The 19,534-nt window shown below is 42.8% G+C and carries 26 protein-coding genes; 12 read left to right on the top strand and 14 right to left on the bottom strand.

What is annotated here, in order from left to right; all coding sequences use genetic code 11:
• The first annotated feature begins 739 nt into the window (after window positions 1-739).
• Window positions 740-1,129, top strand: a complete 390-nt coding sequence (locus NB463_RS09495; protein WP_012842271.1) for a universal stress protein — start codon at window positions 740-742, stop codon at window positions 1,127-1,129.
• A 102-nt stretch (window positions 1,130-1,231) separates the two neighbouring features.
• On the opposite strand, the gene NB463_RS09490 is transcribed toward NB463_RS09495, so the two are convergent.
• Both NB463_RS09490 and NB463_RS09485 read right to left on the bottom strand, forming a co-directional pair.
• Window positions 1,232-1,444, bottom strand: a complete 213-nt coding sequence (locus tag NB463_RS09490; RefSeq protein WP_258430522.1) for a hypothetical protein — start codon at window positions 1,442-1,444, stop codon at window positions 1,232-1,234.
• A gap of 306 nt (window positions 1,445-1,750) precedes the next feature.
• Window positions 1,751-2,590: a LysR family transcriptional regulator gene (locus NB463_RS09485; RefSeq protein WP_258430525.1), complete on the bottom strand. Its 840-nt coding sequence runs from the start codon at window positions 2,588-2,590 to the stop codon at window positions 1,751-1,753.
• 81 nt (window positions 2,591-2,671) lie between these two features.
• On the opposite strand from NB463_RS09485, the gene NB463_RS09480 reads away from it, so the two are divergent.
• The 3 genes from NB463_RS09480 to NB463_RS09470 all read left to right on the top strand — a co-directional run bounded on the left by NB463_RS09480 (window position 2,672) and on the right by NB463_RS09470 (window position 4,178).
• Entirely contained in the window at window positions 2,672-3,028 is a 357-nt protein-coding gene (locus NB463_RS09480) for a hypothetical protein (protein WP_258515990.1), read from the top strand.
• Between the two features lie 436 nt (window positions 3,029-3,464).
• Entirely contained in the window at window positions 3,465-3,725 is a 261-nt protein-coding gene (locus NB463_RS09475) for a hypothetical protein (protein WP_182018530.1), read from the top strand.
• A gap of 87 nt (window positions 3,726-3,812) precedes the next feature.
• Window positions 3,813-4,178, top strand: a complete 366-nt coding sequence (locus NB463_RS09470) for a phage protein (RefSeq protein WP_042765525.1) — start codon at window positions 3,813-3,815, stop codon at window positions 4,176-4,178.
• 315 nt (window positions 4,179-4,493) lie between these two features.
• On the opposite strand, the gene NB463_RS09465 is transcribed toward NB463_RS09470, so the two are convergent.
• From NB463_RS09465 to NB463_RS09420, 10 genes are all read right to left on the bottom strand, one after another.
• Complete coding sequence (locus tag NB463_RS09465) at window positions 4,494-6,278, bottom strand: DEAD/DEAH box helicase (protein ID WP_258432309.1); 1,785 nt, start codon at window positions 6,276-6,278, stop codon at window positions 4,494-4,496.
• A 342-nt stretch (window positions 6,279-6,620) separates the two neighbouring features.
• Entirely contained in the window at window positions 6,621-7,763 is a 1,143-nt protein-coding gene (locus NB463_RS09460) for a zonular occludens toxin domain-containing protein (protein ID WP_205461032.1), read from the bottom strand.
• Window positions 7,760-8,074: a DUF2523 family protein gene (locus NB463_RS09455; RefSeq protein ID WP_258432308.1), complete on the bottom strand. Its 315-nt coding sequence runs from the start codon at window positions 8,072-8,074 to the stop codon at window positions 7,760-7,762. The genes NB463_RS09460 and NB463_RS09455 overlap by 4 nt, the downstream gene beginning before the upstream one ends.
• Window position 8,075: 1 nt before the next feature.
• Window positions 8,076-9,395 (bottom strand): methyl-accepting chemotaxis protein, encoded by a 1,320-nt coding sequence (locus NB463_RS09450; RefSeq protein WP_258432307.1) that lies wholly within the window; start codon window positions 9,393-9,395, stop codon window positions 8,076-8,078.
• 341 nt (window positions 9,396-9,736) lie between these two features.
• Window positions 9,737-9,970, bottom strand: a complete 234-nt coding sequence (locus NB463_RS09445) for a membrane protein (RefSeq protein WP_017447548.1) — start codon at window positions 9,968-9,970, stop codon at window positions 9,737-9,739.
• A gap of 10 nt (window positions 9,971-9,980) precedes the next feature.
• Window positions 9,981-10,226, bottom strand: coding sequence for a hypothetical protein (locus NB463_RS09440; protein ID WP_017447549.1), 246 nt, complete (start codon window positions 10,224-10,226; stop codon window positions 9,981-9,983).
• Window positions 10,227-10,237: 11 nt separating this feature from the next.
• Window positions 10,238-10,591 (bottom strand): DUF1293 family protein, encoded by a 354-nt coding sequence (locus NB463_RS09435; protein ID WP_017822035.1) that lies wholly within the window; start codon window positions 10,589-10,591, stop codon window positions 10,238-10,240.
• 3 nt (window positions 10,592-10,594) lie between these two features.
• Window positions 10,595-11,743 (bottom strand): replication initiation factor domain-containing protein, encoded by a 1,149-nt coding sequence (locus NB463_RS09430; protein ID WP_021033877.1) that lies wholly within the window; start codon window positions 11,741-11,743, stop codon window positions 10,595-10,597.
• Window positions 11,727-11,942 carry a hypothetical protein gene (locus NB463_RS09425; protein ID WP_029851179.1) on the bottom strand — a complete coding sequence of 72 codons (216 nt, stop codon included), beginning with the start codon at window positions 11,940-11,942 and terminating at the stop codon, window positions 11,727-11,729. Before NB463_RS09425 ends, NB463_RS09430 begins: the two co-directional genes overlap by 17 nt.
• Complete coding sequence (locus NB463_RS09420) at window positions 11,939-12,550, bottom strand: hypothetical protein (RefSeq protein WP_258432305.1); 612 nt, start codon at window positions 12,548-12,550, stop codon at window positions 11,939-11,941. The genes NB463_RS09425 and NB463_RS09420 overlap by 4 nt, the downstream gene beginning before the upstream one ends.
• A 126-nt stretch (window positions 12,551-12,676) precedes the next feature.
• Between NB463_RS09420 and NB463_RS09415 the strand changes: the two genes are divergently transcribed.
• Window positions 12,677-13,069, top strand: a complete 393-nt coding sequence (locus tag NB463_RS09415; protein WP_258515989.1) for a DUF3693 domain-containing protein — start codon at window positions 12,677-12,679, stop codon at window positions 13,067-13,069.
• 142 nt (window positions 13,070-13,211) lie between these two features.
• On the opposite strand, the gene NB463_RS09410 is transcribed toward NB463_RS09415, so the two are convergent.
• Both NB463_RS09410 and NB463_RS09405 read right to left on the bottom strand, forming a co-directional pair.
• On the bottom strand, window positions 13,212-13,496 hold the full coding sequence (locus tag NB463_RS09410; protein WP_258515988.1) for a hypothetical protein: 285 nt from the start codon (window positions 13,494-13,496) through the stop codon (window positions 13,212-13,214).
• 162 nt (window positions 13,497-13,658) lie between these two features.
• Complete coding sequence (locus NB463_RS09405) at window positions 13,659-14,009, bottom strand: helix-turn-helix transcriptional regulator (protein ID WP_017636227.1); 351 nt, start codon at window positions 14,007-14,009, stop codon at window positions 13,659-13,661.
• Between the two features lie 129 nt (window positions 14,010-14,138).
• On the opposite strand from NB463_RS09405, the gene NB463_RS09400 reads away from it, so the two are divergent.
• The 7 genes from NB463_RS09400 to NB463_RS09370 all read left to right on the top strand — a co-directional run bounded on the left by NB463_RS09400 (window position 14,139) and on the right by NB463_RS09370 (window position 19,236).
• Window positions 14,139-15,218, top strand: a complete 1,080-nt coding sequence (locus NB463_RS09400; RefSeq protein ID WP_033905313.1) for a replication initiation factor domain-containing protein — start codon at window positions 14,139-14,141, stop codon at window positions 15,216-15,218.
• Between the two features lies 1 nt (window position 15,219).
• Window positions 15,220-15,555 carry a hypothetical protein gene (locus tag NB463_RS09395; RefSeq protein ID WP_017636225.1) on the top strand — a complete coding sequence of 112 codons (336 nt, stop codon included), beginning with the start codon at window positions 15,220-15,222 and terminating at the stop codon, window positions 15,553-15,555.
• Between the two features lie 11 nt (window positions 15,556-15,566).
• Window positions 15,567-15,812 carry a single-stranded DNA-binding protein gene (locus NB463_RS09390; protein WP_053808408.1) on the top strand — a complete coding sequence of 82 codons (246 nt, stop codon included), beginning with the start codon at window positions 15,567-15,569 and terminating at the stop codon, window positions 15,810-15,812.
• Window positions 15,813-15,819: 7 nt separating this feature from the next.
• Window positions 15,820-16,050: a phage coat protein gene (locus NB463_RS09385; RefSeq protein WP_053808409.1), complete on the top strand. Its 231-nt coding sequence runs from the start codon at window positions 15,820-15,822 to the stop codon at window positions 16,048-16,050.
• Window positions 16,051-16,182: 132 nt separating this feature from the next.
• Window positions 16,183-17,787, top strand: a complete 1,605-nt coding sequence (locus tag NB463_RS09380) for a DUF1542 domain-containing protein (protein ID WP_258515987.1) — start codon at window positions 16,183-16,185, stop codon at window positions 17,785-17,787.
• Between the two features lies 1 nt (window position 17,788).
• Window positions 17,789-18,103, top strand: a complete 315-nt coding sequence (locus tag NB463_RS09375; protein ID WP_033905310.1) for a DUF2523 family protein — start codon at window positions 17,789-17,791, stop codon at window positions 18,101-18,103.
• Window positions 18,100-19,236, top strand: a complete 1,137-nt coding sequence (locus NB463_RS09370; RefSeq protein ID WP_053808410.1) for a zonular occludens toxin domain-containing protein — start codon at window positions 18,100-18,102, stop codon at window positions 19,234-19,236. Before NB463_RS09375 ends, NB463_RS09370 begins: the two co-directional genes overlap by 4 nt.
• Window positions 19,237-19,534 lie beyond the last annotated feature (298 nt).

Here is a 19,534-nt window from a genome sequence, read left to right as displayed (position 1 = left end):
GAACGAATATGGGGTGAAATGCTATTTTTTAAATTAAAATTAATAAAATCAGTAACTTGTGATGGTTTTTTGTCTTGTGGTTATGTTTCGATCATCTTTTTGTGTAATTAAATTACAAGATGATGATTGGGTATGTTTTCAAGTAGAGGATTATGCTGTGAAGATAAAAAAGACACGTTGTAACAGAAAAATAAAATCTGAATATAGTTATATAGTTGACGTTATATAGACAGTAAGTGCTCGCAGACGTATGTCGGTTTTAGGTTGAACATAGGAGTGTTGGACTCTGTTTTAACTCTAAATCTTGTCTTTAATTCAGTGTTGTCTATGAAATAACTCTTAATCTTGATCGATGGATTACACGAAAAAATTACTTATTGCCAAGTGGTTTTACTAAACTAGGCGACGTTGTAATTAGGAATATAAAACAAGCTGCAATAGAAATTGACAGGGTTTAGAAGCGTAGTGACGGCGTAACGTGGGTTTGTTTGCGTTAGTTACATAGTTATGTACATCTTAAGGAGGGAGAACAAAATGGGCCACATATCAATAACTGGTTCCTAAGTCACTAGTTGACTTCACGAGCCTTCAATGGCTATTAGATAGCTGATCGCTCGGCTGTTTCCACATTCTTATATCAAACTCCCATATTTTCATGAAATATGAGTTTAGACATTGCATTCGCTCTTAGTGAACTAGACTTACTATAAGCACATGAAAACTAACTAGGAGAGAAAGAATGAGTTACAAGCACGTTTTAGTCGCTGTTGATTTATCTCAATCTAGCCAAGTCGTTATCGAAAAAGCAATAACTCAAGCAAAGAACTCGAACGCCAAACTTTCATTCGTTTATGTGGATGTTGATCGTGTGATCATGGAGCCGAAAGAAGAACAAAAGTTGCAAAAGGAGCTACAAGAACTCGCTGATAAATGCCTATATCCAGTACACGAGACGATGGCAGTTATCGGTGACCTTCATATCAAATTGTCGGGAATCGTAAAAAAAGAGGGAATAGACCTAGTTGTCTGCGGTCATCATCATAATTTATTGAGCCGTTTCTTTTCATCGGTACCAAGGGTAGCGAATGAGGTTGAAGCGGATTTATTGATTGTTTACTTGGATGAGTGACAGTAACGCAGGTTTGTGCCGCATCTTTTGTAATCCCGTTTTTCGCATATTAAAAAGCCGAACGTTTGCGTTCGGCTTTGCGTATGATTGACAACAAAATAACTAACCAGGAATGGCAGATGCCTCTTGGGATAAAATAGATGCAGACTCTGCGTTTGACTGTAAATCAAAATGCACGTTAACTTGCACACCTTCTCGCTCAAAAGTGACATTATCAAAATCGGTCATAGCAATTTTGAATCCATTTCTAGCAAAAAAGCCAGTCACCATAGTTCGCTGCTTAATTTCTAGTGCAGACGCGAGTAGCTTATCCATGGCATTCTCCTTGGTTATTGTGGGGATATGGGTAGAAGATACACGCAGAACGGTATGAAATCAATTTAATATAAAGCTGCTTTCGATTAAATTTTTAATGTAAGTCAATCTATCGTTTAACCCGCGTGATTTATTCCACGCAAAGCCTTGATAATGAAACGGTATAGCATCTCATGTTGTGATAACAAGCATAAAGTTGGGGATTTTCATAAATGCCTAACCAGGCTCTTTGAAACAATACGTTACAAAGCTTCTCGCTAGACCTCATGAGTTATCAAAGGAAAATTATAAACCTGAAAAGCCATCCTAAAGTGATTCATTTTTCAATATTTTTGATAACTCAGACCTAATAAAAGTAGATATTTCAGCTAGCTTTCTTGGTAAAGGGTTTTGATAAGGGTAGGCGATATACATGGAGCGTTCTATATCAAAATTTTGTGAAATTTGGATATTTTTGTCTATATGGTTACCTTTTACAAGGTAATTTGGAATGACGCCAACCCCAACCCCCTCAGAGACAAAGTTTATTAAAATAGAGGTGTTATCAACTTCGATAACGTCAGTGTACTGCTTTTTAATTGATTCCTTATTCGAGTGATTCTTGTAGATTAATAGCGTGTTGTTATTGGCATTGTTAACTGTAGATATTAAAACATCGTTATAATCACCGATTTTATGTGCAATCAGAGTGTCATCAATAATATTATTAAGCCTAATCGCTAAATCTACGTTGCTTTCTAATAAATTCTCAACATTGTTACTTGATGATATTTCAAAGTTCACTGCTGGATATCGCTCTTGTAAGCCTTTAAGAACAGAGCCAAAAATAGAAGAGGCTATAGAGTTGGGCATTGTAATTTTAAACTTTCCATTAATGCATTCACTCAACGAGTTAGCTCTGTAATTTAACTCCTGCAAGCTCTCTAACGTTTTTATGGCAAGCTCTCTAATGCTTTCACCATGATCAGTTAAAACGAGTTTTCTTGTTGTCCTGTGGACGAGTGTTACACCAAGTTGTTTTTCTAATGCCGCTAGCTGCCTGCTGACTTGAGCTTTCGACTTTCTAAGTTCTTTTGATGCCTCTGTAAGAGAGAGGTGTTTACAAATGGCTGCAAAGCAGATCAGCTCATTGTTCATCAATTCCATGATTGTTACCTTTTTGCAACTCTGAGTCACGTTGTCTTTTAACGGGAGGGAAAGTATAACTTGCATCAACGGAGGGGGACAATGATATTTAAAAGCCGTCATGAAATAATGGCAGACTACTATCTTAATAAAACCATATTGGATATTAAGTTAAACAAATATCCTGAAGAAATTAACTCAACCGACTTAAATAACGAAACGGAAAATTTAAAAATAAAAATTCTCTCTCGTGAAATTACTAAGTTAGATTCAGGTGATTTAATTGTCGATTGCGCATCATTGATAATGACTCATTCAAAATCGATAAAAGCAATAATAAAGATCGAACTTGAAAATAATTCTTTAAATTATAAAGTTAAAAATGTGAGAATATTTAAATATGAAGACTGCAATACAAAATTCGAAAAGCTCTGTTTATCAGAAAGGTACATTGTATAGAATAATAAATAATATTAGTGCTTTGTATACAAAATCGTTAGTAAAATTATTTGGTGAAGAGTTGAGAATCCATCATTGCAAACATAAAATTAATGTAAGAACCACTAGTGAGTTGAGTGAACATATGAAGAAAGATCTAGGTATAGATTGAAAAGTAGAGAGTTTACGTTCCTATAAAGCTAATGTAATAATTACACTTTATGGGATGGACAATACGTGCCCATAAGTGAGAACATTGAATTTTCTCATCCTTTTGATAACTTAAAACATAAGTTATCGAAAGGATATAATGAGATTTGAATACAAAGGCTTTAAGCAATCGTTAGGTTGCTTATCTGATATAACTTAAACACTAGCTCATGCCCAGCAGAGTTAGTATCGAACTTCAAGAACGCCAGCCAAAGATCTTGTTAACTCGGAAAGTTGGAGAGAAATAATGGAATATCCAATCCAGTTGTTCGGTTACTTGAATGAGCAAGATGCAGAACCAACGTGCATGGTGTCGAACGTAACCCAAGATACAGTGCAGGAACTTAATCATCTACATGGTTTTAAAGTTGATGACTGGTTCTCATCAAGTGGCCGCTGCGGTGAAATAGAAGTTCATGGCCCATACAAGACAGCCGATGAAGCTTGCAAGGCCGCAAAAGCCAAATTCGGTGTAACTAAGCTGACATCGCCACTGCTAATCTTCTAACTCCAAAGTGCGCATTATGGGCGCTTATTTTGAATGCGATTGCATATGCGTATCCTATAAAATGTCTCTCTTTTGAGGGACAATTCAATGAAGTATCACGAAATGACTAAAAACTATATTTTTCGTGAATTTGAATGTGGTTTAACCGTCGAAGAAGCTGCCAAACTTTGTTTAAAAACTGTGAGGACGGTCAAGGAATGGGACAAGGGGAAATCCATTCCTCCGGAGTGTAAGCGCCTAATGCGAATGAATAAGGGTAGGGAACTGAGCAGCTGTGAAGATTGGGAAAACTTCGTAATGAGGCATGATCGGTTAGAACTTCCAACAGGACAGTTGGTTACTGCGCAGCAAGTATTAATTGGGGTTGCTCTACTTGAGTTAGGTGCATCAAATGATATAAAGGTTGCTCATCAAATATTGAAGTATGCGAGAGTTTTGAAGAACATGGTGTAATCAAAAAGCTCCGAAAGGAGCTTTTAAAATAACGTCGCAGGTTTACATTGAGGTCTTTAAACCAAATGAATTAGCATCAAAGGCCTTAACTTGAAAGTAACTCTTTAAGCTGCTCACTCAATGCAATTGAATCCTGTTCCATCTTCTTAATGATCGAGGTTGCACAATGCATACAGTATTTATCCCAATTTCGTTCATTTTTGACTTCTAGACGAAAATCGTGTTTTGAAATTGTATGATTCTTATTTGCTTTGCATTTATGTTCACGTTTTGCTCGAGTGAATTTTGTAGTGATGATTAAAGACTTTATACCCATCACTTAAGCCTTTCTTCAAGCGCAATGAGTATAGAATCATAATTACTATCAATTAACTCAAGCTCTTTGATATTGAGTTCTGCTCTGCACCCTGATTCCTTACCAACGACTTGGTTAATATCACGGTTTATTTGTGATATTACGTAAGGAAGGTTAGAAAGGCGGAAAGACTTATCAAGATTGTGTCCATTTGGATTTAATTTAAGTCGTTTAATAATACGCATAGCGGAATTTTTGACGCGATCCGGTAAAGCCTGTCTCTTGGCCTTACGAATTTGAACTTTGCTCTTAGGAATTGTTTCTAATAAGTCCTCAATGTTACCTTTTGCACCAATGGACCTCAAATATTCAAGAGCCTTAAGGGCTTTAGGGTCATCGATTAAATTCAACTCAGACATAGATATATCAGACTGAGAGCGAACGCTAATCTCATTGTCATCAACAAGTTTCGGTATTATTTCATAGTCAGTTTTTTTTCCTTCAGCCGAAACAGGAAAGCCTTCCAACGGTAGTAATTGGTTGTAATATTCTTGATCTGCCTTGCTGAATTTTTTGAAATCGTCCCAGCGACTTGCAATATTTGACCCTGCATGGAACACAACAACACCTTTGTTTATTGGATTGTCAGGTTCATTTTGCGTGATAACTCTCATTACACGTCCAACGAATTGAACAAAAGGAGAGAGGTTACTGAAAACACTGAACACTGCTGCAACAGATAGGTATGGGTGGTCAAAACCTTCGTTGAGTTTTCTTACTTGTACGATAACATCCAACTCATGGGCATCTAACCGTGATAAAATCCGATCGTTTAAGTTGCCGTCCTGTTTAGAGTGGACATAATCAGCTTTAAGTCCGTTAGCTCTATATGCCTCAACTATCTGAATACAGTGATGATAATTCAAGGCTGATGCTATTATTTTGAGTTTACCATTGCCCGTTTCTTTCCTTTTTTTCATCAACTGATGTATGGATGCATCTACGATAGTATTCAACGATTCTTGCGAGGTTACGATGCTGCGTCTGAACCCAGCGTCTACTTCACCTAGTTTGATTACCTCTTCAAGAGAGACTTCAACTTCATTGTCTCCTTCTTTTCGCACATATCTGAGAGTCTGAGGATTAAGGACAACGCCTTTCAGTTCTTTTACATATCCTTTTTTGATTGCATGTGCTATAGGGAAAGAATAAACAACCTCTCCAGACATGATCTGCCCATCGGAACGCTCTGGAGTTGCGCTGTAGTTTACGACTGCTGCCTTGGGGAATTTCTCTTTCAATGAGTTCCAAGTTTGAGCAACGCTATGATGTCCTTCATCAAAAACGATAAGATCAAAAAAATCATCTTCAAGTTTATCTAACCACTTATTATCAACGCCTTGTAACTGATGAATATTAGTAATGACTACATCTGCTTCTTTTAGATCATCTAAGTTGGTATCAGTACCTCTAATTTCAACAGCTTCAGGGAGTTCACTTTTTAGGACGTTGCGATTCCTGTAGAACGAAGTCAAGGGCTCGAAATCTTTTTGTAGTTGTTGGGCAATCGCAACACCCGGTGCAATTACGAGGGCCCGTTTAGATTTAAAGGCAAAAGGAGTGAGTGTAATACAGCCAGACTTACCGCAGCCAACAGGTAAAACGATACCCGCCTCTCTAAATGTATCAGGGTCAAACTGTTCAGCATGAAACTTTTGTAATGCTTCAAATGAACAGATTTGAGGCTCTCTTAAAGAGCTATTTCCGATGATATTAGGTGTTAAAGATTGAAATGCACTATACATAAATTAACCTTATTCAATGTAGGACATATAGTATGTTATGCCGATATTGCAGTTAATCAAAGCGCTATGCAGTTAAATTAATAATAATTTGATTTGTGAAAGGTTTAGAGTACGTCGAATTTACCCCCGTAATACAGATTCGGGGGGTTGCTCCGCTTTTAGGTCCCTCCCGCAAAGCGGGCCCCTCCCAAAATGCTCGCAATACCGCGCACATAATAAAAAAGGGCTCGTATAGAGCCCCATGATTAAGTTCGGTGTGGAAGTGCCAAGGTTTGGTGTCCTACATGTTCCGCTTCCTCGGTCTACGCAGACTGCGCTAGCTTCGACGCTGTGGCGAGCGGTCTAGATATGGACAGGCATGTTTTGCTGCAATATGTCTGATGGCTTTTCTCTTTGGCCGCACGTGAAGATCCTCTCTGTTTCTTCCCAAGTCACTCGATATACGCAGTCGCTTAACACTTCGAACTGATATCCAATCTTTACCAAGTCCAGATGATCGAAACTGAATAGCTTGTCGCGGCCATCGTACACATCGATGTATATCTTGTAGAACGTCAGATCTCGGTCGAGTTCGGCAGCATACTTCAGCCGTTTGGCGTAGGCGATTTGCTTTGCGTATCCGGTGATATAGAAGTCGTAATCTTCCAAAGGCCCGAACCCTGATGCTTTCTTTTTCTTCTTCGCTTTGGTTTCTGCCGTATCTACCGTTGGTGTTCCGTCAGGCAGCTGCGCTTGTACTGGTTGTTGTGGTTTAACGGGGTCGGGCGGTTGCTCTGGCTCCGGCCACCAAGCCCAAATATTGAAAACTAACCCAAGCGATAGCAGCACCACCGTTCCGACGACAGGCCAACGCTTCCAGAACGGGCGAATGTCTTTTGCTTCGGCTTCCTGCACTTGCTTGTTGGATTGCGAATGACTCTTATAGAACGGGAAGTATTCTGACTTATAAAATCGGGTAGAGGTGTTCACCACTTCACCGGCACAACCATCTTGCACTTTCTTGGTGTAAGAACTGGTTGAGCCCATGGCCGTGTTCTTTGTGCATCGGTAGGTCACTTCAATCATGTCCTTAATGTCTCGATGCACTTTGCGGATGTTCTGTGTAAGCAAGATGATATCGACACCGTAGTGACGGTGTATTGAGTACCATTCTAGAATGGGCGCGGCCAAGCCTCGACTTGGCAAGCTCATGTGCGCCTCATCGACCACATAAAGTGGCCCTTGTCCTTTTTCATTGCGCCATTCGTCCGAGTAGTCTTCAATCTGACTGAACGGACGCGAGGTTGAACCAAAATCCGTTAAACGGCCATCCACGATTTTGATGAGTTCTCGAACGTCTTCACCAAATACCTTAACGAACCAATCAATGTTTAAGGTGATATTGGTAATGACTTTGCGGCCATCTTTAATGGCCGGAATAATATGGTAGGCAACCGCCTCATAGGTTTTACCGCCACCTGGTCTTCCTGCTATGGCGTATATCATGAGCCTAACCTCGTAAACGGAATCAATTGCAGCATCAAACGCACCGTAATAGCGGCCAGAATGATGGACAGACATTGAGGCACACCGACCGCCGCCATGACCCAAGCCACCGTAGGCGGAATACTGGTCATGTACTGGCTAATATCGACCGGAGCGAATAGGGAGAACACACCAGAGAGCAACAGATTCACCATTGCCATGATTTGCTCAACCGCCCAAAAGAACAGGTCTTTGAGCATGTTGACCAGCGAGATTAAAAGCTGATAGAGGAACACCAACAGCTTGTTAAATAAATCGACTAACCAATCCATATTAACCTCCAAAAATAATACGACGCGCCGCAAACACTGACGTCATGATGAGCACCGCACGAATAAAACCGAACACCCAATCAAAGCTGATTTGTTCCTCAAAACTGAAATCACCGAAGAACGGCACAGGGAGCACGAAAGAAGGGCGCTTAGCACTGGATAAGTCGAGGTCACCAAACGAGTTCACAAAGTTGTCGATGGTGTTGTGTTTAAGATCATCTAACTGCCCAGACACCAAACCACCTAAGCCATCGGGATAGCCCGACTCATAAAAGCCGGTACAACTTTGGGACTCGATACACGTACCACCCGTACCTGCACCAGACGTATCTGTGTTTGCGATACCGTCTAAGGTGTCAGAAATACCGGAAACTTCATCCGCGATACCATCCATTGCCCCTGCAATTTTCTCTACATCGTCACCCACACCATTAATGGCATTGGTGTTCTTGTTCATGGCCGTGGTGATGTCAGCATTCGCTTGTTGGATAAGGGCCTTAGTGTTTTCGTAAATCTTGTTGTCGTTGATTTGCTGTTTTTGAATGGCTTGCGTGTTGGTGACCATCGACGCGTTCAGCGCAATGATTTGGTTTTGAACGTCAGCACTGGCTTGATTGATGTCGATGTTCATGTCATTTAGCGCTTTGTTGACGTCCTTATTCATCCCAGTAATGGCTTTCAGAACTGCCGTGTCTGTCGATTCATCAGTGTCAGGCTCTTCCACGTCTGGCTCACCGTCGGTATCCGGTGGATTCACCGTGTTGGTTGAGTCGTCAGGTAATACGCTAGGGTCTTCGATGTCGCCTGTTGGGTCGTCAGGGTCATGAATGGGGTCATCAGGAATAATAGGGGTGTCAGGGCCATCTTTACCCCAGAAAAGTGTACCGCCTTCACACTGATTGCCTTTGAACTGGAACGTTCCATGACAGATTGTGTTTTGTGTCCATTCGCCAGAATCAACGCCCGTACACAGCGTGGTATCACTAGGAATGCGTTCTAGTTCGCATCGGGTTGCACCAAAGTCGCCATAACATGCCCCAGTAACTTGTTCACCGTAGACGTACGCCAGCCATTGAAGCAGCTTGGTTTCATTAATGGATTTTTTGAACTGGCAAGCGTCCATACAGGTGCCGTCAGGGTTTTCACCATACTCACAGGCAGGAACGATAGGTTCGCAGGTGACGCCGTCACCATCTTCTATCATTTCATAGTCAGCTGGACACTTAGCAGTATCATGACGGAACCATACAGTTTGAATTTTCGGGAAAGAAGAGCTGTCGGTATTACACATTATACGTAAGCCGAACTCATCGCTATCCATGTAACATGACTTAGTAGAGAAGTCTTTGTATCGAACAAACTTATTTTCATAACAAGAGACATAAGAATAAGGATTAACTCTCATCCCCCTAGACAGCTTACAGTCGGGATAAGCGATAACATCTCTCACAGCGTAAGTAGGTTGAGCTGCGCTTGCATGCCATGACAGGAACAAGCACGAAAACAGAAGTAAAAAGAGTGATTTATTCACGTTTTCACCATTAAAAAAGGGGACCGAAGCCCCCTTATCCTCTAAAGTTTTGGCTGGCCACGTATCCGGCAATGCCACCCAAAAGCACAAAGACGATGAGTTGGACATCGTGGAGAACGGCCAACATAAACTTAAGCCTTGTTCACAGCACGCTTAGCAAGAGTGATGGATTTGTAAGCCATAGTAATGCCGACAATCACCAGACCTGCCGCGCCGATTTTGGTTGCCACACCAGATAAGTCGATAGCGGAGAACGGGTCAGCGGCACCACCTTCCGCCGCCATAGCAGGGACAGAAAGCACCGCAACAGTGACGGTTGCCACCGCTTGTTTACCGAACTTTTTAAGCGCGTTTAGACGTTTCATAACAGATTCCTCAAAGTAGTTTTATTAAACGTATTGCCATTTTGATGGCGTAAGTTGAGAGATATCCGCCAACGAACACCAAGGTGAAGCCCAAGCTGAACGCTTGAGATATCTCTCCTGGAGTCAGCTGTGTGTAGCTCATTAACGTGTCATATTCTTGAGCCGTGACCATGACATAACCACTGCATGAAGCCGCTTCAATGTCAGGAACGACAGCGAGAAAACCGTCCGCGTTAGGTAAAGCACACACAGGCATAACGAAATTCCTTATTTAGCCTTTAACGAGGCTTCAAAATGTTTCTTGATGTCGTCATCCACAGGAATGAGTTCTGTCACAATGGCACCTGCCAATGGATCGTCTGGGTTAATCTCCAAACGCAATTGGTATTCACGGCGAGGAACGAGAGCACCAGTACGCTCAAGTAATAGGGCGTATTGATGATCAATCATCAACGGTTGGTCCCACTGTGGATTCACATCACCGGATTCACCGATAGTGCGGCGTTTGAATTTCTCTGAGTTGATTTCACGTAGAGGACGCGACACGTTCAGTTGAGCACTGTCACCACGTGCTGAGTTCCAAGTGATATCCATGCCAAGTACAAAAACGGATTTAGCCATTTGTTAAGTCTCCAATATGTGAGTCACCAACTTGCCGTAGGTATCGGGGAAGGTGAATTTAGTTCCATCACGGACAAGGGAACCGACCACGGTTTCAATGTCACCCTCATGGAATTCGATTAAAGAGTTCAGAATTTTCCCGTACTGGCGGCGCATCCAGTGCGCAGAGGCCAACAGGTCTAACGCCGCGCGTTTGGTCGGGACAGGTTTGGTATTGAATTTCTTTGCAGTAGAAATCGAGGCTGCGAAATCATTGAGCGCGGCATACGCGCCAGCTGGATTCAGCAACACATCAACATTCCATTTTTTAAGCTCGACTTCGGAGCGGTACCAGACAAGGCCAGTGTTCGCGAGCTTCTGCTCAAGTGCCTTGTTGTAGATACGCCAGTAAATACGTGAGGTACGCGAACCAATCGAGTATTGTTCTTTGGTGTAAATCGGTTTGCCGTCTTTGCCGATACTGGCAATGGTCATGTCTTCATGAAGCACCGGACCACGACCACGTTCAGCGGTTCTGAAACAGTCGTCGCGCCACGCCTTGTAAGCGTATTCGCAATCAAAAATGCCGTCGTAATCGTCATAGGCCAAGTCAACACGCGCTAGAGTTTGCACACCAAGGACATTGGTCAGCCAGTCATGCAGCGACCACGTAGGACGACGGGCAAATACATGCTTGCATCCCGTTCCGTTGATTTGGAAATGCACCGTGTCATTGTTACCGCCGATACCAACGAAGCCGCAGAAGTCCTCACCATCTGGCGAAGTCAGTTTCATGGATTCGGTGTAGAACTGAAAACCCAAACCGCGAGGTGCTGACAGCGACAAACCAAGCACTTGGTTGGTGAAGATGCGCAAGCAATCTTCTAAGTAGTTGCGATAACAGATATCAAAGGCTTTGTTGTACGCTTCAATGTCTTCAGACGTCTTAGCGACGGTCGGATTAAACACAGGTGGAGCAGGGAACTTAGGCGCTCGACAGTGACGCTGTAACAGCCCTGATTTTGCAAAGCCTTTGTATTCCTCATGCTTGTGCAATCGACGAACCGCATCATGACAATGACGTAAGTCTTTCACAGCAAACGTAAAACACAGGTAATCAATATGAACGCTTTGCTCATCGAACTTCTTGAGGATGTTAGTTGCGGTAGTCATCAAACACCCCCAAATTGATACGTTGTTCAACGGTCGTGTTGGTGATGGACACCAACTCATAAGAAGTGAACTGAGACGAAGCCCAAGACTCAAGATGAGACATGGATTTAAGCAAATCCCATTCGTCGCAACCTTTGACCAACACAGAAACCGTGTAGTCAGGTAGCAAGTCGTAATAGATGATTTGAGCTTCGTTCATGAGTACTGAGCCTCCAATGTTGGAGTGCCAAAGCTGAGTGGCGAACGAAACCAAGCTAAAATCGGCAGGGCGCTGATATTCAGTTCAAACGGTACGGTGTCGTTCTTAGCCTGTTTAGCTTGCAAACAAGCAAGGATTTCAGTGACAGCGTCACCAGAAAATAAAACCCCGTTAGACAAAGACTTACCAATACGATGTACGCCAAGTTTCTTGAGATAGCGACGAATCCATTTGGTTGGAGTTGGCATTGAACGGGAAACTGAGCGAACCATCAGAACGCCTTGATTGAGTTCAAAGCGCAAAGAGCCAATGAACTGAGCTCGTGATTGGTTAGCGGATTTCTTTACGGACTGATTAACGCGTTTAACTGATTCTTGTTGTTGTTCGTGTTGAAGACGACGTTGTTCAAGACGAGCATGAAAGGCTTTTTGCTCAGCAGCGCGTTTGAGTTCGTTAAAGTAGTGATGACATTGAATGGCGAACTCAGTGAGTTGGCCGTCATCATCATACATAGATTGATTCAGGTGCTTACGGAAGAACACGCCAGTAAGTCGAGGACTAAGCGCACATTCATTTTCGATAAGGGATTTGATTTGTTCCGTAAGCATAACCACACCAAGCTAATTTAAGTGAGTAACCAAATTTGGTTATTAGCGTAATCACCAAAATTGGTTAGCGCAAGACACCAAAAATGGTGATTGATAAGCTAAACTGACGGAAACGGAGGAAGCGGTATGTATCAGAACAAACTATTAGATGCCTACAAAAAGGCTCAAAGTTACGTACAAGACAAACAAATTGCAGCGGATATGAATGTGCCGCCGCAAAGAATCAGTGATTTCCGCAAAGGAAAGCGTTATATGACTGATACACAAGCAATTTTTCTTGCGGAGCAATCAGGTTTAGACCCTGAGATTGCATTGTTGGGTTGTCACGCTGATCGCAATGATAATCCGCAGATAAAAGCAGTATGGGAAGGAATTGCAAAAAAGTTTAATGGGCTTGGATTATCAGGTATTTCAATGGCTTGTGCCGGATTGGCTTTAGTGATTGCAAGTCCACAGGAACCACTATCACAGTGCGCATTATGGGTGAGTGTTATGTTGAGTGGTTCGCCTTTGGCCTAGAACGCACAAAGGGTGGGCGAGAGACTTGCTCATTGTCGGCTTGCCGTACATGCCAGGAAAGAGAATCGCTTTGAAGTGAGAGCCCGTAACATAACACACATAATGCTGCACTAATGAAATGACATACCAAACGTTGAGTATGTCATTTTAGTTTGTCTTTGTGTTTAAACATGAAGTAGTTTATGAGGCTTTTGCAGTCTTCTGGTCTTCCTTCTAGTTTGATACTTTTTATTTTTCCGCTTTCATCGGTTTTGTATTCATACATGCAGAGATCATCACCGTTTCTGATTTTGTCTATGCGTTCCTTGCCATAGACTTCTTCAAGTGGTTGGTTTGGATCTTCTTCACGACCAATGATTTCGCCCATCGTCGGGTCTGCCAATGAACTTGAGCTCATTAAGGCCATTGATAATATGATTTTCTTCATCGTCATAACTTCGTCGGTTAGCGAGCATTTTGGGAGGGGCCCGCTTAGCGGGAGGGACCTAAAAGCGGAGCCAAACCCCCGTCTAGTATTACGGGGGTAAATTCCACTGAACCATCAGTGTTCTCCGTGTATTCGCAAGCGTAGCGCGCCAGTGTTTGAGCGTTAGCGAGTCTTATCTGAGGAGAAATTATTTCTAGCTCTGTTGCTTTGATTCCTCAAATACAAACCTTCGACCATTATCGACAGTGATTCGATCTCCGCGTCGTTGAAATCTCCAATCGCTGAACTAATTTTCTCTATCAGTCTTTCGTGCGGATTCTGTTCTCTTCCAAGTACTTCATTAACTGATACCCCAAGTCTTTTAGCTATTAAAACTAGCTCTGATGCTTTTGGCTCAGTCTTGCCTGATTCCCAGTTCATAACGGTTTTTGCCGATGCTCCGACAGATTTAGCCATTTCAAGCTGAGTGACTCCTTTTTCCTCTCGGAGTCTCTTAATGTTCTCATTTAGCATGTTAAACCCCTTATTGAGTCCATGTTTTTTCTCATTATAAGGAGTGTTTTTTCATACAGTATCTTGACAAGGTAAAAATATTTACCCAAGATATGCAATAAATTTACTCTTGACAGGTTTTCAGAGAACATGAAAAAACAAGTATTCACCCCTGAAGAATTGGAAATCGATACTGAGGCGAGTCCTTTTGTTTTTGTTGATTACCTGTCTTGGACAATCCCTTACTCATCTTTGCGTCACGCTCACAAGTCAGATCTTTCTTCTGCTATCTGGGCTCCAATCCCTAAGCCAAATTACCGCATGGCTAAAACTCCTGAGCAAAAAGAAAAGTTAATCGAGCGATACAAACAACAATGGAACGTTGCAATGATGGAACGTTTGGAGGTTTTTTGCTTGCACGTTCTTGGACTTCGCATGTCGCCTTGGCGTGGTAAGGGGTTATACGGTTACGAGGATTCATGTCACTTGATGACCAAACACTCTAATAAGCACGTTGGATTTGTTGCTTTGGGTGGCAACCGTGGAACCTGTTATTTCCAAATCGAGGGGCTAGGGTGCAAACACGTTTTTGAGCACACAAGTGCATTCCGTTTGCATTGGTGGTTAGAGCTTCTCGACTGTAACCGTCTATCTCGAATCGACCTTGCAGTCGATGACTTTCACGGCCTGTTCGGTCGTGAGTATGCAAAAAAAGCTTATGCCGATAATGCGTTTCGCACATCTGATAGGGGTTGCGGCCCTAGTGCAGGTGAGCGTTATTTCGCTGAACCGTCCGGCAAGGTTATCAATGAATCATTCGAGGTTGGCAATCGCAAATCTCGTATTTACTGGCGTATTTATAACAAGGCTGCTCAGCTTGGGCTCGATATGTTTTGGTTTAGAAGTGAGTGTGAGCTGAAGGAGATGCCAATCGATGTGCTTCTCAATATCAGCGGTTACTTCGCCGGAATTTGTGCGTATAGCGCATCTATCGTATCCAGCTCTCCAGTAAAGGTGGTTACAAAAAAGAAACAAGTTGCGCTCGATATGCACGGGCGCATTCGTTGGGCTCGTCGTCAAGTTGGCCGCACGTTAGCGGATATTGCTAAGTACTTGGATGGTGACTTGGAGAAAGTTTTCGGGTTGCTCATATCTGAGGATACGCAGGGTGATTTGCTCAACTTGCCTGATACATACAAACACATAATCAAAGAGATAATGGAGAATTAGCATGGCTGTTCGTTACGTTCTAACAGGTGGCACTTACTCAAAAGGCGTTGGTAAGCAATCTGGTAAAAAATATGAAATTGGTCGTTTGTTTGCTGGTAAGGCTCTGAAGCCTTGGGAAAACGAAAACGGCTCTCAAATTGCGTTTGGTATTGAATCTGTCGAGGTTCCATTTGCGCCAAACGATGCACTTCTCGCTAAATTCGAAACAACTATGTGTCCGGCTCTTGTTGAGTTCGAATACGAACCTGACCCAGAAGACCCTCGACGTAACTTGGTTTGCGATTTCAAAGTCATTCGCAGCCTGTTCGACAATCCTGTCTCTGATAAAGCTAAGTAAGGTTTTTAATTATGCCTGTGTGCGCACTTCCAAACGCTGACGGTTTTATTGCTGTCGTTCCTGAAGTTGATGCTGCTTCTTGTAGCGGTTACGTCATGGTTACGGCTCAAGAATATGGTTCGCTGATGGATTTCACTCAGGTTACTGGCCCTGAAGCTACCCAAATGTTCGGCCTTGGTTTTTCCTTGGTGTTCTTTGGGGGCTTCATGTCTACCTATGCCATCAAGATGGCTTTACGTTTAATCAAACTTCTCTGAGGTACTTATGAAATACATCAATCAAGCGAAGAAATTCGCAAAACGTGGTGCTGCTACTGTTGCTGTGGCTGCTTTCTCTGGTGCTGCTTTCGCAACTGAGTCAGGTGCTGACCCATTTAGTGCAATCGACCTTGCTGGCGTTGCCGCCAAAATCGGCGCAGCTGGCCTAATCATTGTTGGCATCACTATGGCCTACAAATCTATCACTCTTGCTAAGCGTGCTGTGAATAAGGCTTAAGTTTATGTTGGCCATTCTTCACGATGTCATTCTCATCGTCTTTGTGCTTTTGGGTGGCATGGCTGGATTTGTGGCCTCTCAAAACTTTAGAGGATAGGGGGCTTCGGTCCCCTTTTTTAATGAGGTTTATACATGAGTATTAAACAAAGCATTGCGGCACTGGTGATACTTTTGAGTGTTTCGTTTAGTGCTTTTTCTGCTACTGAAACTATTTACTACATGGTAGATGCTAGGGCCTCTTGTGGTAGGAATAACGTGTATGGTTTATCACACTCTGAATTGGCTGATAATTTTGCTGCAGAGGTGTCTACCTGTACTCACAATCCACCTGTAACTAGACAGCGTGTTTATTTTCAAGGTGGCGGTCGATATGGTGTTGAGGCGTATGATGCGGCTAACACGCGCTTTTCTGGTAATATCTACGAGCGTTCTGCAATATGTGACGATGGTGAAACGTTTAATCCTTTTACGGGTCAATGTGAATCATCTCTTCCTTATTGTGAACGCCAATCAACACTTGATGCCATTGATTCAGCTCGTACGCAATGTGAATCCCAGGGCAAGCAATTTTCTCATTCCTGTAGCAATGAAACTGAGTCATGGGAATCTGAATGTAACGGCCGTGATTGTTCAGATGTTGAAGGTCAATCCGATAGTGTACGTTGGATGTCCAGTGTATGGGGAAGTTCATCGCCTTCATCTTACCTTTGCTCTTCTATTGGTGGCGGCTGTGGCGCTGCTATTGACCGCTCTAGTTCTTGGTGCGGTGAGTCTGGTTGGTGCTACGCAAGCTATACGGTTATTGGCCCTGCTTGTAATGTTCCTAGTGGTCCATCTTTCTGCTCTGACCCTGAATGTAAAAGCTATAAAGACCCGGACACTGAGGAAAAACCAGATACAGACCCAACTCATGACCCAGACGACCCAACAGGCGGCGACATCGAAGACCCTAGCGTTTTACCAGATTCAGACAATGATGTTGTCGTTCCTGACCCTCCAACAGATGAACCTGATGTTGAGGACCCTCCAACAGATGAATCGACAGATACGGCAGTAGTTAGCGCAATAACGGGAATGAATAAGGATGTAAACAAGGCGCTCAATGCGATGAACATCGACATTAATCAGGCAAGTGCTGACGTTCAGAATCAAATCATTGCGCTTAATGCTTCAGTTGTTACCAATACGCAGGCCATTCAAAAGCAGCAAGCTAACGACAATGAAATCTATCGTAAAACAAAGTCTCTGATTCAACAGGCCAATGCTGACATAACGACAGCGGTAAACAAAAATACCAATGCGATTAACGGCGTTGGTAATGATGTTGAGCAAATTGCTGGCGCAATGGATGGTATTGCTGAGGATGTCGCTGGTATTTCTGAAACACTGGATGGTATTGCCAACACTGATACGTCCGGCGCTGGTACGGGGGGTACTTGTATTGAGGCTGGCAATTGTACGGGCTTTTATGAATCTGCTTATCCAGATGGGTTAGGCGGTTTGGTGTCTGGTCAACTTAATGATCTAAAAACCAATGTGATTGATGACTTTGTTAATTCATTTGGCAACATAGACTTGTCCAACGCTCAACGTCCTTCTTTCGTTCTTCCGGTTCCATTCTTCGGTAACTTCAGTTTCGAGGATTACATTAATTTTGATTGGATTTTCGGCTTCGTTCGTGCGGTTCTCATTATGACGTCCATCTTTGCAGCGCGTCGCATCATCTTCGGGGGATAATATGGATTGGTTAGTTGACTTGTTTAACAAGCTTTTGGTGTTTTTATATCAGCTTTTAGTCTCGCTTTTTAACATGCTCAAGGACTTATTTTTCTGGGCTGTCGAGCAGGTTATGGAGATGGTTAACATGCTGCTTTCTGGCGTGTTCGCGCTCTTTGCGCCTGTCGATATGAGTCAGTATATGACTTCAATTCCTCCAACAGTCTCTTGGGTTATGGCTGCGGTTGGTTTGCCTCAGTGTCTTTCTATCATTCTTGCAGCAATCACGGTTCGCTTAATGCTTCAACTGATTCCGTTTACGAGGTTAGGCTCATGATTTATGCAATAGCAGGTAGACCAGGAGGCGGTAAGACTTACGAGGCCGTTGCTTATCACATCATTCCAGCTATCAAGGAAGGGCGTAAAGTTATTACCAACATTACGCTTAATGTTGATTGGTTCGTAAAGATATTCGGTGAGGATGTTCGCGACTTAATCAAGATAGTTGATGGTCGGTTGACGGATTTTGGCTCTACAAGTCGGCCTTTTAGTCAGATTGAAGATTACTCAGATGAGTGGCGAAACGAGAAAGGACAGGGGCCTTTGTACATTGTTGATGAGGCTCATATGAGCCTGCCATCTCGTGGGCTTCCGGCTGCGATTCTTGAGTGGTTTTCGATACATCGTCACTATGGTGTCGATATTATCTTGCTGACTCAGAACATACGCAAGGTGCATCGCGATATTAAAGACATGATTGAAGTTACTTATCGCTGCACCAAAAACACCGCAATGGGCTCCAGCAACTCATACACTAAAAAGGTTCAAGATGGTTGCAATGGTGAGGTGGTAAACACTTCGATACGATCTTATAAGTCGGAGTATTTCCCGTTTTACAAAAGTCATTCTCAATCCAACAAGCATGTGCAAGAAGCACAAGCAAAGGACATAAAGCCTTTTTGGAAACGTTGGCCTGTCGTCGGGAGTGCGTTGTTATTGTCTCTTGGTCTGGTCTTTAATATTTGGGCTTGGTGGCCTGAACCCGAAAAAGCACCTGAACCAGTAAAGCAGCAAAATGTTAACGTAGAAATTCCAGCTGGCACGCCAACAGCTCAAGGAACGGAGACTTCACCCAAGAAAAAGAACAGTTCCGGTTTTGGTCCTTTAGATGGTTACGATTTTTTTATCACTGGGTACGCTAAGCAAATAGCGTTTAGAACTAGGTTGAAATCAATGGCAGAGCTAAATCGTGACCTGACTTTCTACAAGATATACATCGATGTTTATGATGGTACGGATAAGCTTTTCAGCTTTGACCATACAGATTTGGTTGATATCGGCTACCAGTTCGAGGTTCTTTCAGATTGTGTCTATCGGGTAACTTGGGAAGATTCAGAAAGGATCTTCACTTGCGGCCAACGCGAAAAGCCAACCGACATTCTTCAGCAAAACGTTCCTGTTCAGATATAGTTATGCTGGTAAATATTCTTTGGACGTTGTTCTGGGGCTTCTGTATTTGGGGAACAATAATGCTATTCAGATGGGCAACCTCTAGTTAGACCGCTCGCCGCAAGAAGTGATATTGAGCTTGCGAAAATCGCTTCGAGGAAGCGGAACATGTATGCAGCCAATCTTTGGCACGTTCACACAGGACTTATTTATGATTGATTTGATATTTGAATATCCTTATGAGTTTCTAGGACTTCTAGGGGTTTATGTTTTAGGTTTGGTTGTTGTGATTCATGGCTTCAGTAAAAAGCAACTGCCT

The organism is Vibrio sp. RM-41-2B, assembly GCF_024744415.1.
Classification (GTDB): domain Bacteria; phylum Pseudomonadota; class Gammaproteobacteria; order Enterobacterales; family Vibrionaceae; genus Vibrio; species Vibrio diabolicus.
The sequence above is the reverse complement of the archived record's forward strand: the minus strand, read 5'-3'. Positions and strand labels throughout refer to the sequence as shown.

Bases quoted from the DNA above. Each gene is read 5' to 3' on its own strand.
- NB463_RS09495 (WP_012842271.1), top strand. From the start codon at position 740: ATGAGTTACAAGCACGTTTTAGTCGCTGTTGATTTATCTCAATCTAGC.
- NB463_RS09490 (WP_258430522.1), bottom strand. From the start codon at position 1,444: ATGGATAAGCTACTCGCGTCTGCACTAGAAATTAAGCAGCGAACTATG.
- NB463_RS09485 (WP_258430525.1), bottom strand. From the start codon at position 2,590: ATGGAATTGATGAACAATGAGCTGATCTGCTTTGCAGCCATTTGTAAA.
- NB463_RS09480 (WP_258515990.1), top strand. From the start codon at position 2,672: ATGATATTTAAAAGCCGTCATGAAATAATGGCAGACTACTATCTTAAT.
- NB463_RS09475 (WP_182018530.1), top strand. From the start codon at position 3,465: ATGGAATATCCAATCCAGTTGTTCGGTTACTTGAATGAGCAAGATGCA.
- NB463_RS09470 (WP_042765525.1), top strand. From the start codon at position 3,813: ATGAAGTATCACGAAATGACTAAAAACTATATTTTTCGTGAATTTGAA.
- NB463_RS09465 (WP_258432309.1), bottom strand. From the start codon at position 6,278: ATGTATAGTGCATTTCAATCTTTAACACCTAATATCATCGGAAATAGC.
- NB463_RS09460 (WP_205461032.1), bottom strand. From the start codon at position 7,763: ATGATATACGCCATAGCAGGAAGACCAGGTGGCGGTAAAACCTATGAG.
- NB463_RS09455 (WP_258432308.1), bottom strand. From the start codon at position 8,074: ATGGATTGGTTAGTCGATTTATTTAACAAGCTGTTGGTGTTCCTCTAT.
- NB463_RS09450 (WP_258432307.1), bottom strand. From the start codon at position 9,395: ATGGATAGCGATGAGTTCGGCTTACGTATAATGTGTAATACCGACAGC.
- NB463_RS09445 (WP_017447548.1), bottom strand. From the start codon at position 9,970: ATGAAACGTCTAAACGCGCTTAAAAAGTTCGGTAAACAAGCGGTGGCA.
- NB463_RS09440 (WP_017447549.1), bottom strand. From the start codon at position 10,226: ATGCCTGTGTGTGCTTTACCTAACGCGGACGGTTTTCTCGCTGTCGTT.
- NB463_RS09435 (WP_017822035.1), bottom strand. From the start codon at position 10,591: ATGGCTAAATCCGTTTTTGTACTTGGCATGGATATCACTTGGAACTCA.
- NB463_RS09430 (WP_021033877.1), bottom strand. From the start codon at position 11,743: ATGACTACCGCAACTAACATCCTCAAGAAGTTCGATGAGCAAAGCGTT.
- NB463_RS09425 (WP_029851179.1), bottom strand. From the start codon at position 11,942: ATGAACGAAGCTCAAATCATCTATTACGACTTGCTACCTGACTACACG.
- NB463_RS09420 (WP_258432305.1), bottom strand. From the start codon at position 12,550: ATGCTTACGGAACAAATCAAATCCCTTATCGAAAATGAATGTGCGCTT.
- NB463_RS09415 (WP_258515989.1), top strand. From the start codon at position 12,677: ATGTATCAGAACAAACTATTAGATGCCTACAAAAAGGCTCAAAGTTAC.
- NB463_RS09410 (WP_258515988.1), bottom strand. From the start codon at position 13,496: ATGAAGAAAATCATATTATCAATGGCCTTAATGAGCTCAAGTTCATTG.
- NB463_RS09405 (WP_017636227.1), bottom strand. From the start codon at position 14,009: ATGCTAAATGAGAACATTAAGAGACTCCGAGAGGAAAAAGGAGTCACT.
- NB463_RS09400 (WP_033905313.1), top strand. From the start codon at position 14,139: ATGAAAAAACAAGTATTCACCCCTGAAGAATTGGAAATCGATACTGAG.
- NB463_RS09395 (WP_017636225.1), top strand. From the start codon at position 15,220: ATGGCTGTTCGTTACGTTCTAACAGGTGGCACTTACTCAAAAGGCGTT.
- NB463_RS09390 (WP_053808408.1), top strand. From the start codon at position 15,567: ATGCCTGTGTGCGCACTTCCAAACGCTGACGGTTTTATTGCTGTCGTT.
- NB463_RS09385 (WP_053808409.1), top strand. From the start codon at position 15,820: ATGAAATACATCAATCAAGCGAAGAAATTCGCAAAACGTGGTGCTGCT.
- NB463_RS09380 (WP_258515987.1), top strand. From the start codon at position 16,183: ATGAGTATTAAACAAAGCATTGCGGCACTGGTGATACTTTTGAGTGTT.
- NB463_RS09375 (WP_033905310.1), top strand. From the start codon at position 17,789: ATGGATTGGTTAGTTGACTTGTTTAACAAGCTTTTGGTGTTTTTATAT.
- NB463_RS09370 (WP_053808410.1), top strand. From the start codon at position 18,100: ATGATTTATGCAATAGCAGGTAGACCAGGAGGCGGTAAGACTTACGAG.